The organism is Bacillus sp. FSL W8-1143 (assembly GCF_037965155.1).
GTDB lineage: Bacteria > Bacillota > Bacilli > Bacillales > Bacillaceae > Bacillus > Bacillus pumilus.
This window is the reverse complement of record NZ_CP150182.1, coordinates 2229849-2244062: the sequence shown is the minus strand read 5'-3', so window position 1 is coordinate 2244062 and position 14214 is coordinate 2229849. Positions and strand designations below refer to the sequence as shown.

At 40.2% G+C, this 14214-nt stretch carries 22 protein-coding genes and 1 tRNA gene; 15 read left to right on the top strand and 8 right to left on the bottom strand.

Translation table 11 applies throughout. The features are described 5' to 3' along the window. Positions 1 to 52: 52 nt before the first annotated feature. Positions 53 to 367 carry an MTH1187 family thiamine-binding protein gene (locus tag NSQ36_RS11305; protein ID WP_226803664.1) on the top strand — a complete coding sequence of 105 codons (315 nt, stop codon included), beginning with the start codon at positions 53 to 55 and terminating at the stop codon, positions 365 to 367. A 223-nt stretch (positions 368 to 590) separates the two neighbouring features. Here the strand turns inward: NSQ36_RS11305 and NSQ36_RS11300 are convergent, their stop codons facing one another. Beyond that, positions 591 to 764: a DUF2759 domain-containing protein gene (locus NSQ36_RS11300; protein ID WP_003217333.1), complete on the bottom strand. Its 174-nt coding sequence runs from the start codon at positions 762 to 764 to the stop codon at positions 591 to 593. 157 nt (positions 765 to 921) lie between these two features. Between NSQ36_RS11300 and NSQ36_RS11295 the strand changes: the two genes are divergently transcribed. Beyond that, complete coding sequence (locus NSQ36_RS11295; protein ID WP_003217463.1) at positions 922 to 1560, top strand: MBL fold metallo-hydrolase; 639 nt, start codon at positions 922 to 924, stop codon at positions 1558 to 1560. 244 nt (positions 1561 to 1804) lie between these two features. Here the strand turns inward: NSQ36_RS11295 and NSQ36_RS11290 are convergent, their stop codons facing one another. Continuing rightward, positions 1805 to 2047: a DUF2626 domain-containing protein gene (locus NSQ36_RS11290; protein ID WP_003217440.1), complete on the bottom strand. Its 243-nt coding sequence runs from the start codon at positions 2045 to 2047 to the stop codon at positions 1805 to 1807. Positions 2048 to 2259: 212 nt separating this feature from the next. Between NSQ36_RS11290 and NSQ36_RS11285 the strand changes: the two genes are divergently transcribed. Beyond that, positions 2260 to 2640 (top strand): Spx/MgsR family RNA polymerase-binding regulatory protein, encoded by a 381-nt coding sequence (locus NSQ36_RS11285; protein WP_003217382.1) that lies wholly within the window; start codon positions 2260 to 2262, stop codon positions 2638 to 2640. A gap of 54 nt (positions 2641 to 2694) precedes the next feature. On the opposite strand, the gene NSQ36_RS11280 is transcribed toward NSQ36_RS11285, so the two are convergent. After that, positions 2695 to 2765: transfer RNA gene (locus NSQ36_RS11280), tRNA-Gln, on the bottom strand. Positions 2766 to 2863: 98 nt separating this feature from the next. Here NSQ36_RS11280 and NSQ36_RS11275 point away from each other — a divergent pair. The 9 genes from NSQ36_RS11275 (at position 2864) to NSQ36_RS11235 (ending at position 8128) form a co-directional block, all read left to right on the top strand. Further along, positions 2864 to 3736, top strand: coding sequence for an STAS domain-containing protein (locus tag NSQ36_RS11275; protein ID WP_003217438.1), 873 nt, complete (start codon positions 2864 to 2866; stop codon positions 3734 to 3736). Between the two features lie 177 nt (positions 3737 to 3913). Beyond that, positions 3914 to 4984 (top strand): competence type IV pilus ATPase ComGA, encoded by a 1071-nt coding sequence (comGA, locus tag NSQ36_RS11270; RefSeq protein ID WP_081106456.1) that lies wholly within the window; start codon positions 3914 to 3916, stop codon positions 4982 to 4984. Further along, a complete protein-coding gene (comGB, locus tag NSQ36_RS11265; protein WP_339205725.1) occupies positions 4965 to 6005 on the top strand; it encodes a competence type IV pilus assembly protein ComGB in 1041 nt (346 codons plus the stop codon). Before comGA ends, comGB begins: the two co-directional genes overlap by 20 nt. Before the next feature lie 16 nt (positions 6006 to 6021). Next, on the top strand, positions 6022 to 6315 hold the full coding sequence (comGC, locus tag NSQ36_RS11260) for a competence type IV pilus major pilin ComGC (protein WP_003217322.1): 294 nt from the start codon (positions 6022 to 6024) through the stop codon (positions 6313 to 6315). Continuing rightward, complete coding sequence (gene comGD / locus NSQ36_RS11255) at positions 6308 to 6754, top strand: competence type IV pilus minor pilin ComGD (RefSeq protein ID WP_003217424.1); 447 nt, start codon at positions 6308 to 6310, stop codon at positions 6752 to 6754. Before comGC ends, comGD begins: the two co-directional genes overlap by 8 nt. Next, entirely contained in the window at positions 6738 to 7055 is a 318-nt protein-coding gene (comGE, locus tag NSQ36_RS11250; RefSeq protein ID WP_003217390.1) for a competence type IV pilus minor pilin ComGE, read from the top strand. The genes comGD and comGE overlap by 17 nt, the downstream gene beginning before the upstream one ends. After that, the gene (gene comGF, locus NSQ36_RS11245; protein WP_339205722.1) at positions 6964 to 7494 is read left to right on the top strand and encodes a competence type IV pilus minor pilin ComGF; all 531 of its coding nucleotides are present in this window, start codon (positions 6964 to 6966) and stop codon (positions 7492 to 7494) included. Before comGE ends, comGF begins: the two co-directional genes overlap by 92 nt. Next, positions 7491 to 7874 (top strand): competence type IV pilus minor pilin ComGG, encoded by a 384-nt coding sequence (comGG, locus tag NSQ36_RS11240; protein ID WP_106033140.1) that lies wholly within the window; start codon positions 7491 to 7493, stop codon positions 7872 to 7874. Before comGF ends, comGG begins: the two co-directional genes overlap by 4 nt. 59 nt (positions 7875 to 7933) lie before the next feature. Further along, the gene (locus NSQ36_RS11235) at positions 7934 to 8128 is read left to right on the top strand and encodes a YqzE family protein (protein ID WP_034620826.1); all 195 of its coding nucleotides are present in this window, start codon (positions 7934 to 7936) and stop codon (positions 8126 to 8128) included. 33 nt (positions 8129 to 8161) lie between these two features. Here NSQ36_RS11235 and NSQ36_RS11230 read toward each other — a convergent pair whose 3' ends face one another. Beyond that, positions 8162 to 8440, bottom strand: a complete 279-nt coding sequence (locus NSQ36_RS11230; RefSeq protein ID WP_003217457.1) for a DUF3889 domain-containing protein — start codon at positions 8438 to 8440, stop codon at positions 8162 to 8164. A 299-nt stretch (positions 8441 to 8739) separates the two neighbouring features. Between NSQ36_RS11230 and tapA the strand changes: the two genes are divergently transcribed. The 3 genes from tapA to NSQ36_RS11215 are packed head-to-tail and all read left to right on the top strand — an operon-like array spanning position 8740 to position 10749. Then, complete coding sequence (gene tapA, locus NSQ36_RS11225; protein ID WP_339205720.1) at positions 8740 to 9267, top strand: amyloid fiber anchoring/assembly protein TapA; 528 nt, start codon at positions 8740 to 8742, stop codon at positions 9265 to 9267. 51 nt (positions 9268 to 9318) lie between these two features. Then, the gene (locus NSQ36_RS11220; RefSeq protein ID WP_003217306.1) at positions 9319 to 9891 is read left to right on the top strand and encodes a signal peptidase I; all 573 of its coding nucleotides are present in this window, start codon (positions 9319 to 9321) and stop codon (positions 9889 to 9891) included. A gap of 57 nt (positions 9892 to 9948) precedes the next feature. Beyond that, positions 9949 to 10749 carry a TasA family protein gene (locus NSQ36_RS11215; RefSeq protein WP_003217403.1) on the top strand — a complete coding sequence of 267 codons (801 nt, stop codon included), beginning with the start codon at positions 9949 to 9951 and terminating at the stop codon, positions 10747 to 10749. Between the two features lie 67 nt (positions 10750 to 10816). Here NSQ36_RS11215 and NSQ36_RS11210 read toward each other — a convergent pair whose 3' ends face one another. The 4 genes from NSQ36_RS11210 to NSQ36_RS11195 all read right to left on the bottom strand — a co-directional run bounded on the left by NSQ36_RS11210 (position 10817) and on the right by NSQ36_RS11195 (position 14015). Further along, positions 10817 to 11152 carry a helix-turn-helix domain-containing protein gene (locus NSQ36_RS11210; RefSeq protein ID WP_339207351.1) on the bottom strand — a complete coding sequence of 112 codons (336 nt, stop codon included), beginning with the start codon at positions 11150 to 11152 and terminating at the stop codon, positions 10817 to 10819. Positions 11153 to 11185: 33 nt separating this feature from the next. Next, complete coding sequence (locus tag NSQ36_RS11205; protein WP_003217357.1) at positions 11186 to 11350, bottom strand: anti-repressor SinI family protein; 165 nt, start codon at positions 11348 to 11350, stop codon at positions 11186 to 11188. A gap of 182 nt (positions 11351 to 11532) precedes the next feature. After that, positions 11533 to 12330 carry a YqhG family protein gene (locus tag NSQ36_RS11200; RefSeq protein ID WP_106033137.1) on the bottom strand — a complete coding sequence of 266 codons (798 nt, stop codon included), beginning with the start codon at positions 12328 to 12330 and terminating at the stop codon, positions 11533 to 11535. 14 nt (positions 12331 to 12344) lie between these two features. Further along, entirely contained in the window at positions 12345 to 14015 is a 1671-nt protein-coding gene (locus tag NSQ36_RS11195) for an SNF2-related protein (protein WP_137054982.1), read from the bottom strand. Positions 14016 to 14214 lie beyond the last annotated feature (199 nt).

The following is a 14214-nucleotide window of genomic DNA, read 5'->3' as shown; positions in this document are numbered from 1 at the left end:
TTACAATGAGGACGAGAAAACATGAGGATTTGAGTAGAAAGGGGCAATAAACATGGCCATAGCAGATGTCACTATCATTCCAATAGGCACGGATACACCAAGTGTCAGTGCTTATGTAGCAGATGTACAAAGAATTTTAGAAGGCTTTCAAAAAGAAGGGAAAATTAATTATCAATTAACACCAATGAATACGTTAATTGAAGGTGAATTATCCGTTTTATTTGAGGTCATTCAGCGCATTCATGAAGCACCTTTTGAAAAGGGACTGCATCGCGTAGCGACCAATATCCGCATTGATGACAGGCGGGATCAAACCACAACGCTTACAAGTAAAATAGAAAGCGTGAATAAGCACTTGAATCAATAAAAAAAGCCTGCTAAATGCAGGCTTTCAGCGTGTAGACAAACCCTCGCATTCGGTGTCAGTCCTGCGTGCCGGTGCTCACGAATATCAAATTCGCTCCGCTCCGGTACTCGTCCTTCCTAGGCTGCAAAGGTTTTCTATCAAGCTGAAAAGAAGACAAAGGGCTAAAATCAAGATCATTTTAGCCCTTTGTCAATAATCTAAAAGCCTGCCATATGCAGGCTTTTTAATGTGCAGTTGGATAACCGCTATAGATGATGGTCATGACAGTAAACCAGCCAAAAACCAAAAATGTCGCGCCAGCAAAAGCGATGGCAAGTACGTTCACTTTTTTAAGTGAGCGATAGATCCCGAGTGCAGCTAAAATCGTGACTAGACCAAAAATAATGACGAGCATCATGTGAAAGTCCCCCTTTGTCATCAATCCCCTTGATTTCCTTTCTTTTCATTTTAACCGTTTTCATAAAGCTTGTCGAGTAGATTCCAGTTGACGATTGTTTGAATTTTTATTGTGTAGGCTTCATAATAAAAAAGAATGAATAAAGTAGGTGATGAAAATGAATTGGAGAAGAATGCCACTAGGCTATGTACAAGCGAATGCGTATATTTGGAAAAATGAGCACGGAGAATGTTTAATCTTTGATCCAGGCGGTGAAGCACAAAAGCTAATTTCCTATGTAAAAGAAAAACAGCTCACACCGCTTGCGGTCTTACTGACGCATGCTCATTTTGATCATATCGGTGCCGCAGATGAAGTGCGCGCAGAGTGGGGAGTGCCACTCTATGTACACGAGAATGAAAAAGAATGGCTCACGAACGCTGAATTAAACGGTTCAGCTCGATTGATTGGAAATGGAATTACGGTCAAAGAAGCTGAAAAATTAATTACGTCAGAAGGAACTCTTCAAATTGGATCGTTTACATTAGAGATGTTCCACACTCCTGGGCATTCACCAGGCAGTGTGTCTTACTATTCGGCGGAAGAAGGATTTGTGATTTCTGGTGACACGCTATTTGAAGGCGGCATCGGGAGAACAGATTTAGTAGGGGGCAGTCAAGAAGTGCTGCTTCAATCAATTCATAACAAATTATTGTCTTTACCAGAATCAACTCTTGTTTTAAGTGGACATGGCGGAGAAACCACTGTACTTACGGAGCAGGAACAAAATCCATTTATCAATGGCTTTTCTCTTTAAACGTATGAAAAAAAGCATCTCTTTTTATAGAGATGCTCAGCGTGTAGACAAACCCTCGCATTCGTTGTCAGGTCTGCGCTCCGGTGCTCACGAATGTCAAATTCGCTCCGCTCCGATGCTCGTCCTTCCTAGACTTCAAAGGTTTTCTATCACGCTGAAAAGAAGACAAAGGGCTAAAATGATTTTATTTTAGCCCTTTGTCAACAATCTTAAGCATCTCTTTTTATAGAGATGCTTTTTTCAATTAATGTCCGGTACCGGGAACCATGATGAAAATCGAATAATATGTAAATCCGGCAAAGAAAATCGTCAAGTACGCTCCGAAAATGTAAATATACATTCTTTCGGATAAATTCAAGTAGGATAAAAATACAAAAAGAACGGTTTGACCGAAGAACAGCAACGATGCATCTTTCATATGCCCTAAATAGAACATGACAGCAAAAATACCCGTCCAAAAGCCAAGCACGCGGAACATGCGATTCATTTCTTTCCCTCCCCTTAAAAAAACCCCTTTGATTCATATTATAGCTGATCACCACTTGTTATGTAAACATTTACATTTTTGACAACGTGTGAACATTTATTTTACGAGTAGAAAAATTTTTTTGAAAAAGTGATCAAAACGTGTTTATGCTGAAATACATGAGGGTACTTACTCCATAAGAGAAAAGGTTAACGACCTAAGGAGGAAGACTAATGAGTGACATTACTTTTTATTCATACCCGAGCTGCACGTCTTGCCGCAAAACAAAACATTGGTTAAAGGCGAATCAAATTGATTTTAAAGAGCGTCACCTTTTCAGAGAAACGCCAACACTAGAAGAATTAAAAAAGATCCTTTCCTTAACAACAGAAGGAATGGATGAAATTTTAGCCACACGAAGTCAGGCTTTTAAAAGCTTAAATTTAAATATTAATGATTTAAAAGTAAACGAGGTTCTTCAGCTTCTTATTGAAAAACCAAAACTGCTCCGAAGACCAATTATCATTGATGGAAATAAATTAGTAGTAGGCTATAATCCAGGCGAACTCATGAAATTATCAAAAAAGAAAGCGATACATCAATCAGTTTCCTAATAAAAACGAAGATCAGCTGAAACATGCTTCAGCCGTCTTCGTTTTTGTGCTGAACTGGGCTAGCTGGGTTCGAACCAACGATCACGGAGTCAAAGTCCATTGCCTTACCACTTGGCTATAGCCCAATATCAAACGTGTAATGATATTGTTCACCATCTGCGGTCATTTATACATAAAAGTTGTATGTCACGAGTTTTAAGTGAAAAAGGAGCGGAAGAAGTAAATGAAAAATGAAAAATCGAAGCAATTATATGAATTTATCCTAAAAGAAGCCCCCGTCATGACCGAAGAATGGCTGAAAACAAGAACAGAAGAAGGCTCATTATATTCCAAACATGCTTCAGAGGAAACGGAAATGAAGTTGAAGGAACAGAACACAGCGTTTATTCAAACCATTGCAGCAACGCTTGTGACGCTGTCAGACAAAGTAGAAAATCATTTGAAAAAGTGGTCTGTTGATATCGCACGTGATCGAGCCGTTCACGAAGTGCCTTTATATGAAATCATTGGACAATTTAAGATATTTCGTCAGATTTTCTGTTCGAGAATCGAGAAATTCATACTAGAAACTGAGCTTGAAGTGACGCTCCAAGATGTATGCGGGTGGAATCAGCATTTTCATTCAACGTTTGATGATATGATCGAGCGTTTATCAGAGGAATACGACCGCGTGACACTGAGTCAGCTCAATGCACAAAGAGAGATGATTCAGGAACTGAGTGCTCCTGTTATTCCAGTTTCAAAGGAAATCGGAATTTTGCCGCTCATCGGGGAGATTGATACGTACCGGGCCAAAATTATTTTGGAATCCGTGCTAGAACAGGCTTCAAGACTGCGTCTAACGCATTTGTTTATTGATATATCAGGCGTACCGATCGTTGATACGATGGTTGCTTATCAGCTGTTTAAAGTGGTGGATAGTGCGAAGCTTCTAGGCATTGAGACGATTATTTCAGGCATCCGCCCAGAAATTGCTCAAACCGTTGTGAAGCTCGGCATTGATTTCTCAAAAGTAAATACAGAACACAGCCTTGCAAAAGCCTTGGAAAAAAGAGGATTTCGTATTTTTGAAGAACAGCCGCAAGAAGCCACATGACTAAAAAACCTGTACTTGTAAAAGTCAGGTTTTTTTATATGCACTTTTTTAAAAAACCACGTTTTCCATCGCAAGCTGATGATTTTTTCGATTGATTAGGCATTAAAATGATAAATTGCTCTTTTGTCAGACAGGTTCCTCTGACTTACAATATGGTCAGAGAAGGGAGTGGACCATTTGTATGGGATTGAATATTTGGGACAAGAGCTGCTAGAAGAAGCATGCCGCATGAGAGCATCTGATGTGCACATTGTTCCAAAGGAAAAGGAAGCGTCGGTATCTTTCCGCGTAGACTCAGATTTAATTCAGCAGCGAACCATTGATAAAAAAAGCGGCGAGCGGCTCATTGCTCATTTTAAATTTTTATCATCCATGGATATCGGAGAAAAACGGAGACCGCAAAATGGGTCATTAGCTGTGATGCTAAGAAGGGGTCAGGTGTTTATTAGGATGTCTACCCTACCAACTGTAAATGATGAGAGCTTAGTGATTAGAATATTGCCGCAGGATCATGTTCCAAAAATAAAACATCTGTCACTATTTCCGAAAGCATCCACCAGGTTATTATCATTTTTGAATCATTCGCATGGGCTCATTTTATTTACCGGTCCAACCAATTCAGGGAAAACAACAACCCTTTATTCATTGATCCAGTTTGCAAAAAAGAATTTCAACAGAAATATTATTACACTTGAAGATCCTGTGGAAACGAGAAATGAAGAAGTGCTGCAGGTTCAAGTAAATGAAAAAGCCGGTATCACATATGCGGCAGGATTACGCGCTATTTTAAGACATGATCCAGATATGATTGTGCTAGGAGAAATAAGAGATGCTGAAACGGCTCGAACGGCAATTAGAGCAGCTCTGACAGGCCATTTAGTGATGAGTACACTCCATGCGAAAAATGCAAAAGGAGCCCTTTATCGTATGCTTGAATTTGGTGTCACGATGAATGAACTCGAACAAACGATGGTGGCGATTGCTGCGCAGCGATTAATCGAGCTCACCTGTCCTTTTTGCGGAGAAACATGCCAGCTTTACTGTAAATTAAATCGACCGGTCAGACGAACAAATGTATTTGAACTGCTGTTCGGAAAGGAGCTTGGTGAGTGTATCAAGGAGGCTAAAGGAGAATATGCTCACTCGTCATATGAAACATTGCAAAGATTAATTCGTAAAGGAGTGGCACTAGGCTATTTATCGAAAAACACCTATCATCGCTGGGTTTATGAAGAAGCAAGCCTCTAAAGCATGGTCTAAAAAGGATCAAGCGGAATGTCTATCAAAACTTGCTCAATTGATTCAGGCTGGATATACATTGATTGAGGCATTAACGATGTTGAATATCCAGTTGTCGAACAAGCAGCAGCAACAATTAGCACCGGGCATTCAGTGGCTGCTCGAAGGGGAGCCTTTTTATGTGGTGCTAGAAAAACTTCATTTTCAGCGGGAAGTCATCGCCATTTTAAGTTTCTCCGAAAAGCATGGAAGTCTAGCAAAAGCACTTGAACAAAGCGCACGGTTTTTAGAGAAAAAAATTAAACAGGTAGATACGTTTAAACGCATGTTACGTTACCCGATTTTCCTCATCTTTACAGTTTTGATCGTGCTCATACTCGTTCAGCAAATGATCATTCCTCAATTTTCTCTCTTGTACTCCTCGATGGATACCCGAATGTCATGGCTGATTCAAGGTATGTTTGGACTCTTTCAATTGCTGCATGTATCTCTCCTCCTCATCGGCTGTGTGTGTATCTGTCTGACTGGATACTATGCTTTCTTTTTTAGGAAAAAATCTACCCTTGAGAAGCTGAGGGTGATCAGCAGGTTTCCTTTTTTATATAAAGGAATGCGGCTGATGCATACGTATCTTTTCTCTCTACAGTTAAGCGGACTGCTTCAGGCTGGATTATCGATGTACGAGAGCTTGCTAGCTTTTAAGCAGCAAAGCTACTTACCCTTTCTTCAAGAAATATCAGAACAGATGATTAAAGAGTTAAGAAAAGGAGAGAGAATGGCACATCAAGTGAGCCTGTCTCCTTTTTTTGAAAAACGTTTTGCAGCCGTCATCGAGCATGGTGAAGCGAGCGGGATGCTTGCAAGAGAAATGTACACGTACAGTCAATTTCTATTAGAGAATGCAGAGCTGAAAATTGAAAAATGGATGTCGTGGCTGCAGCCGGTTATCTATGGACTGACGGCAATTCTTATACTCATTGTGTATTTATCTATTCTTTTACCAATGTATCAACTGATGGAGCAAGTGTAAGGAGGAGGGCAAAGACATGAATGATAAAGGATTTACTCTGTTAGAAATGTTAATTGTCATGCTTGTGATTTCGATTCTTTTACTGATTACCATTCCGAATATTACTCGTCACCACCAAACGATTCAAGCGAAGGGCTGTGAAGGGCTTAAATCAATGGTGAGCACTCAGGTGATGGCATATGAATTAGAGCACGATGGCAAGACACCATCTTTAGCTGAATTAGAAAAAGAAGGCTATGTTAAAAAGGGATTAACGTGTCCTAATGGAAAAGCGATTGTCATTCAAAACGGCCATGTGAAGCATGAATAAATTAATTTTTCATGAAAAGGGTTTTACCCTCATAGAACAGCTAATGATCTTACTGGTTCTATCGATTCTATTGTCGATCATAGGAGTAAAAATCCCAAATTTAATAGAAGACGCTGAAGCCAAAAAACAAGTGAACATCATGAAACAAGATTTTCAATTGGCTGCTAATACTGCATTTGTCAAAAAAACACGTGTATATGTTGAATTCCATCCGCCACATGTATCGTATCAAGTAATCGATCAAAAGGATGGCGAAGTCATTGCTTCTTTTCAGCAACAAAAGGGAAGCATTCAGGCTTCTACATTTCCACAAGGTATCTATTTTAATGTAAACGGACATCCAAGCAGCGGCGGGTCTCTCATCATTCAATTTGGCAGTCAAACGTATAAGCTCACGATCTATTTAGGAAGCGGGCGAATCCATGTTCAAAAGCAATAGAGGGTTTAGTACGATAGAAGCGCTGTTTGCTTGTCATATCTTCCTATTTGCAGCCCTTGTGCTTATGCCGGCCTATGAAAAAATCATAATAGGGAAAAATGAAGTAAGAGCCAAACTTGAGGCTTATCAAATTTTGCATGAACAGATGAATGAATCGTTTATAGAGGGTACAAAATCTTCTGTCAAAAAGAAGCGAGGCGACATCACATATGTATTCAATTGGAGTAAAGAGAAGGGATGTGTATCATACAACATACAAAAAAAGCAGACCATATGCTTTCATCAGGTTGCTGAACGGTGAACAAGGTTTTACCTTTGTCCAGACTTTATGGCAATTGCAGCTATTTTTGTTCCTTTCTTTTGGCTGTGTACTGATCTTTTCTACAGCTGAGAAAGCCCGTCCTTTTGAAGAGATTAACCGATTTTCGCAAATGGAGTGGAAACAGACTGTTCTGCAATTAGATGAGGAATTAAGCCGAGCAACGGCTGTTCGATCGGTGCAAGGAGGTAAAGCGTTAGAGTATGTATCTGATCAAGGGCGAGTCGTAACGATTGAGCCATATCAAGAGATGCTTCGGAAGCGAATGGATCAAGCAGGCCATCTCCCTTTATTGCAAAAGGTGAAAGAATTTCGCGTGAGAACAAATCAGCATAGAGCTATCCTTAAAGTCACAGATGAATCTGGTAAGGTGTATGAAGCTGTTTTTTTCATATATAAAGGGGTGGTTCCTACATCGTGAAAAGGGAAGGAGGATTTATCTATCCGCATGTACTGGCTGCAATTCTATTTTTTCTCTTGATCCTAGGGGCGATGACGATAGGGTTTCAAAAAGAGCTGAGAAGTGCAGAGCTGACGATTTCGTTTTATAAAAAACAGCAGCTTTTCAGGGTGGGTGCGAGTGAAGCTGCCCGTACATTCCATCGTTTGTGTGAAAAGCAGCAAACTCATATTCACACTGAAGAAGGCCGCGTGACATTAAAGAAGATAACATGCGATCAAAAGAAAAAGCGTATCCACATGTTAGTCAGGGTGAAAACAAAAGATGGTTTATCAGATGAACGGGAACTCGTGCTGAATTGGAAGACCCGTGAAATCATGAAATGGGCAAACCGTGAATAGCCAGTGTATAAAATGATCCTCTTCCTGGTAACACTTGAAGAAAGAAGAGGTGAATGTGCTTGAAAACCAATGACTATGTAAAATATATGACACAGGAAATCATTAAATATATGAATACACCACGTGACGAACGGAAAGAACATAAACAAGAGAGAATGGAAACGAAACCGCCATTTTCACAGCGTTTATTTGGGGTTCTGCCGTTTGGGTTTTCAATGATGCTAAAAAAACGTAAGCGACATCGACAAAAGTAAAAAGCCGCCAGTAGGCGGTTTTTTTATGCCCCTTTAGCTGTATTCTTCCACAACAATCACTTTATTGACCTTGTTTGAGTAAGGGTTATAAGAAATAGTGACAAATACCCCAAATTCTTTGGTGTGGTCTTTTAACGTAATATGATACTGTTTCACAGATTCCTTCTCACGATGACGGTCCCATACTTTTTGTTTGAATAAGACTTGCGTTAGCGGATATCGTTTCTTTGCTTCTTTGACTGCCCGCGTTTCCCATTGATCTGCGGCGGCAGTGAAACCTCTCGCATCCGCAGGATTGGCGTCTTGTATCATAGGACCCAACAGTAAACTGAGCATGATTATCATCTTTCCATATTTCACTTCACATCACCTCACCTGCTATTATTCTGACCAAATGCTGCACTTTTATGTAAATTTTTAAGAAGTACAAATGTCACACAAAAAAATATTGAATACGGCGAAAGAATGAGAAAATGGAAGAATTTTCTCGTAATCATTCTTGTTTAAGAACAAAATGGACTAATTTGACGTTTTGGGTTTTATAGGTATTTCCTTATACTGTATGTAATCGTTCTTATTAAAGAACAATCGTTCAAGGAGTTGGAGAATGAATGAAACAGTCGTTCTTTGTACTTTTTTGTGCCATTTGTTTGATTTTCACGTCACTCTTGATCTCAAAAACGAACGCTTCTTTTAACGATATTGAGCACTCGAATTTTGTCATGAAAACATGCGGAAATTTTGAACAGACGGACCAGCATTGTCAGCCTTCCAAATGGGATAGAAGTCATTTGGAGCTCATTGATCAAACGATGATCAAAGGAACAGTCTGCGCGCCTCAAAGCTTGAGCATGACATTAAAAAATAGTGGACAACCTATTGCACACTCTGAATGGAAATGGGAATTACATAAAGTGAAAAGTGAGCAGAAGCCGTTACAAGATGGTCATATTCTTGAAAAAGGCTCTATACAGTCCCTTCTTTCTCAACAAACAACGACTGTCACAACAGATAAAGTAAAAACGAATGGAATCTATGTGTTTAAAATCTATTACCCTAAAGGTTTTGAAGGATCTGGAGAAGCATTTATATGGTCTAAACATATGCAGCTCGCAAAGTGTCAAGAAAAGGCATCCTAAATGGAGCTGTCTTCTAAATGAAACAATGATAGGCGAAGGGGAGAAGAGGTCATGAAAAAATGGATGAAGATGTCTGGAAGTATTCTTTATGTGGTGGTGTTCACGGTGATGATTGCATGTATTATTGTCGTATTGTCATCAAGAACTACAGGGGGAGATCCTCAAATTTTCGGTTATCAATTCAAGCAAGTATTATCTGGCTCAATGGAACCAGAATTTTCGACTGGCTCACTCATTGTCGTAAAAGAAGTGACTTCACCGGAGGCACTTAAAAAAGGGGATATTATCACATTTCAAACGAAGCAGGACCAGTCTTATGTGACCCACCGAATTGTTGGGGTGAAAGGAAAGGGAGCAAATAAAGCCTTTGAGACGAAAGGTGACCACAATATGTATCAGGACGGCACGCTAGTAAAAGCGGATCAGGTGGCTGCGCAGTATACGGGTGTGACCATTCCATATGCAGGAAAGCTTCTTTCGTATGCAGGGACTTCGGCTGGAACCGCGTTGCTGCTCATTATACCAGGTGTGATGCTGCTCGTTTATTCGACTCTTCATTTTGTAGGCGCTGCAAAACACCGAAGACACACGGCCGATTTACAGATGTCAGAGGAACAAGCTTAAATTTTCGTTTGTAACCTAATTAGGTTTCAATAAAACAATTTATTAGGGGGTTCATTCATGGCAAAGAAAAGATCAATTCGTTTAGGTGTATTATCAGGGGCTTTAGGCCTGGCATTAATTGGTGGGGGGACATGGGCGGCGTTTAACGATGTAGAAACGGCAAATGCGGTCTACTCGACAGGAGAGCTGGATTTATCTGCAAAAGAGAACTCCGGCGCCATCAACCTTTCAAACTTAAAACCTGGTGATCGCATCAAGAAAGAATTTAATTTTGAAAATAAAGGATCACTTGCGATCAATCAAGTGCTGATGAGTCTTGATTACAGCCAGTTTCAAGATGGAGCTTCCTCGAAAAATGGCGGTAAGAATACAGCTGAAGAATTTCTCAGTCAGTTTCAGGTGAGTGTTCTGACGGTTGGAGCCGAAGGTGGAAATGGTTATCCGAAAAATATTATCTTAGACGCTGCAAACCTGCTTGACTTGCATGAACTAACGGCAAAACAGGATCAGACTGCATTTGAAAAGCTTCGTCATGCCGTCGATGAGAAGTTTTTACATGAAAGTGGGAAGATTAATGTAGCAACTGTTGATGGAACAGTGGCTCCAGAGTATGACGGCATACCAAAGAACCCGTTTGATTACGATAAAATGGAAATGATCATTGAATTTGTCAATGACCAGACGAAGGATAAAGCTGGTCACTATATCCAAAATAAATACCAAGGCGATGCGATTCAAATTGATCTTTCCTTCGAAGCGACTCAGTGGAATGGTTTAACGATCAATCCCAAAAAGCATACGGATGAAAAAGGCTACGTGAAAGAAAACGAAAAAGCACACAGCGAAGATAAAAAATAAAGTCAGTCTTTAGACTGATATCAAGTTCTGCATAGCAATTGGAGGAGTATGCGCTAAAATGTGCGCTTTACTCCTCTTCTTGCTTTTTTCTCCAGATTTGATAATCTAAAAATTCACGAAATTGCTTTTTCGAAACCCCTGATGTCATTGCATCTCGAACTAGTTTTTCCCATTCACTATCTAATTGACCATCGTATTCGGATTCATCTTTTTCGTGTAACAGTGTATGAACCGAGACGTCCAGAACAGCGGAGACTTTTTCAAGAAATTGAATGGAGGGGTTTGTTTGCAAGTTTCTTTCTATTGAGCTTAAATAAGACTTCGCTACCCCAGCCTTTTCGGCCAGTTCTGATAGTGAGTAGCCTTTTTCATTGCGGTATTGTTTAATACGCTGGCCAATCAATGTCATCACCTTCCTTTCGATATTATAGCACATTCAGAAAGGTTTGATAGAATGACTTCTTACCAGAGGGTGAGACTCAGAGGACTTTTCACTTGATTTGAGGAATTGACGGACTTCTTCTACTGTTAGCCCTGCTTTACGAGCTTCAAGTAATAATTGAACCCATTCACTGTCTAATATGTTCGTTTTCTTTTCCATACAAATACCCTCCTAAAATACTGAATCATGTATTTCAGGCACTTAACGCATGAAATGGAAAGACACAGGTGGTAAGACCTCATAGTTTGCTTGCGTCATTTTTCCGCCCAATACAAACAGACAAACGTTGCTTTTGGCTGATCGAAAATTGTACGTCACATGAAAGGGAGGGGACCTATAGGTCAACCTCCTCTTTTTTGCTGTAAGTAAAAAAGTCCGCCATTTTCAATCGTTAGACTGATTTTTGGTTCGTATAAAGTTTTGAGTGCTTGTCTTTCTATTTCATATTCTACAGACGTGTCTGAAGTCCCTTCATAAAATTGGTTTAAAAGTTCAGTGTCTTCTTTCCATTTTTGAACAGCTCTTACCGCCCAATCATCTGGTTCCTCATGGGCGTAATGCTCCATTAAACTGTAGAGCCGTTTGACGCCGCTTTCTGGCTTGATCATTGTACTCATCGTAAAGCAGTAATCGGGAATTTGAGATGACAGCTCACGGGTTTCCAGCTTTTCTTGAAATTGTTCAACGACTTCTCCGCGTATTAGATGAAGTCCTAGTGATAAAAGCTTATCCTTCTTTCGATCTGCCAGATAAGAAATTTTCACATTGAGACCAAGCCAGGGCTCGAGTGCGATCTGGTTGGCCATGAGCGGGGTGACTCGTTCATAGAGACGGATAAATCGGCCCTGCTGTTTGACGACTTCGAAAATTTGAAATAAACGAGGGGAGCCGAAGTGGATAAATTCACCCTCAATGGTATCATCCACTTTTTTTTGATCGGTGATGAGGGTCAATTGCCGCGGCTCCGGAACACCACCAGTTTTTTCAAGCCAGTGCCAATAAAAAGGGCGGTTCATAATCAATTTATCCATATCGATGGTTAGTTGTACGGTCATATGTCCAGCACTTTCTTCTAGTATGTCGCATTGATTTGCCTGAAAGAAACGGAGAAGAAAGGTATGTATGTCACGCTGCTTCATTGATCAACTCTCCTTTATGAGCCTTGCTGTCTTTTTTCTAAAAGCGGTGTTTTTGCTTCTGTTAAATAGGAAGCAAACTGAGTTAATTTCTTTTTCATGTCACCGTCTGATTCGTGCTGAAAGAGAATCTGATGCAGTTCTGATTCGGCATCTTTGATATCGATTCGCGTTAAAATATCATCTAGATCGCCAATGACGTTTTCAAACAGCTGAATTTTTTCATATAAAAGCTTTAAGATGTGTTCCTCAACGGTACCGTTAGTTGCCATATTGTAAATGTGGACATCTCGCTCTTGTCCAAGGCGGTGGATTCGTCCAATCCGCTGTTCTAAACGCATCGGGTTCCACGGAAGATCGTAGTTGATGATTTGGTTACAAAACTGAAGGTTGATTCCTTCGCCGCCGGCTTCTGTAGCAATTAACACTTGCGCCCGTTCTCTAAATAAATCTTTCATCCAATCCTTTTTGCCCCGCTTAAAGCCGCCCCGAAAAGGAACGGAGCTGATGCCATTTTGCTGAAGAAACCATTGTAAATAAATTTGTGTCGCGCGGTATTCGGTGAAAATAATGACTTTTTCATTTAACTGTTGAATAAGCCTAACGACTTCAAGCGCCTTTGTGTTTTGCTGCACTTGATTGATTTTCTCCATAATTTCCGCTATAGCAGAGGATCCAAGGATATGTTTTTCATCTTCCTGCATTTTTTTAATTGTCATATAGACCGCCTCGCGGCTTGAACAGCATTCTCGTTCCAAGGTCATGATGGAAAACATGTGTTTAGTATAGGACGGGTTCTCTTTCAGCTTGCAGATTTCATCATATAATGCTTGTTCCGTCGGAGAGAAATCAATGGAAATCGTTTTGACATGCCGTTTTGTCCATTCAATGCCCGTGTCTTGTCTTCGGTTACGAATCATCACTTTATTCACAAGCTGTTTTAAACGATCATGGTCTTCTAGCTGTAAATCCTTTTTGGCAAAGACATCTTTAAACTGATGTTCATTCCCTAGGTGACCTGGCTTCAGAAGGGAGACAAGATTAAATATTTCTCCAATACGGTTTTGGATAGGCGTCGCTGTCAGCAGCAAGCAGAATTTCTTATTTAGATTTCTCACAAATTCATAGTTTTTCGTTTTATTGTTTTTCAGTTTGTGTGCTTCATCAATAATGACCATATCGTAGGCAATGGATAAAATAGTGTCTCGATGCGGCTGCCTTTTGGCTGTATCAATGGAGGAAACCACGACGTCACACTGCTCCCACACGTAGCTCTTTTTTTGTTCGACAGCATCAATATAAAATTTCGTCCGCAGCTCCTGTACCCATTGAGATACGAGAGAGGCGGGGACGAGTATGAGAATTTTTTTGGCAAGTCCACGAATCATGTATTCTTTGATAATAAGTCCTGCTTCTACGGTTTTTCCAAGTCCCACTTCATCTGCTAAAATGGCTTTTCCGTTCATCTCTTCTACGACTCTTCTGGCTACTTCAAGCTGATGTTTTAAAGGCGTGAATGCAGGCAGATGGGCAGGAGCTTGCAGTCCTTCAAATGAATCAATGGCTGTGACTTTTTGGACCTGCGTCGCTAAACGGTACATTTCCCAGTTCGCCCAGGGTCCGTCTCCTGCAAGCCGCTGCTGAAATTCACTTGCCCATTCCTGATCAAAAATCGTTTGAATATTCAATGTGGTCGCCTGCCTTTCTAGTAGGTTGAGGATAAAATTGTTCTGTATTTAAACGCTTCATTTTTTAAGAGGTCTTGAAAAGACTAGATATTTGAATAAAAGCGAACGATAATGAATGGTTATTTAAAAAATGTTAATGATTTTTCTGTTGCTCTTCATCCGTTTCTAATGGTAGGATGTTGGTAAGTGATCTAGCAAA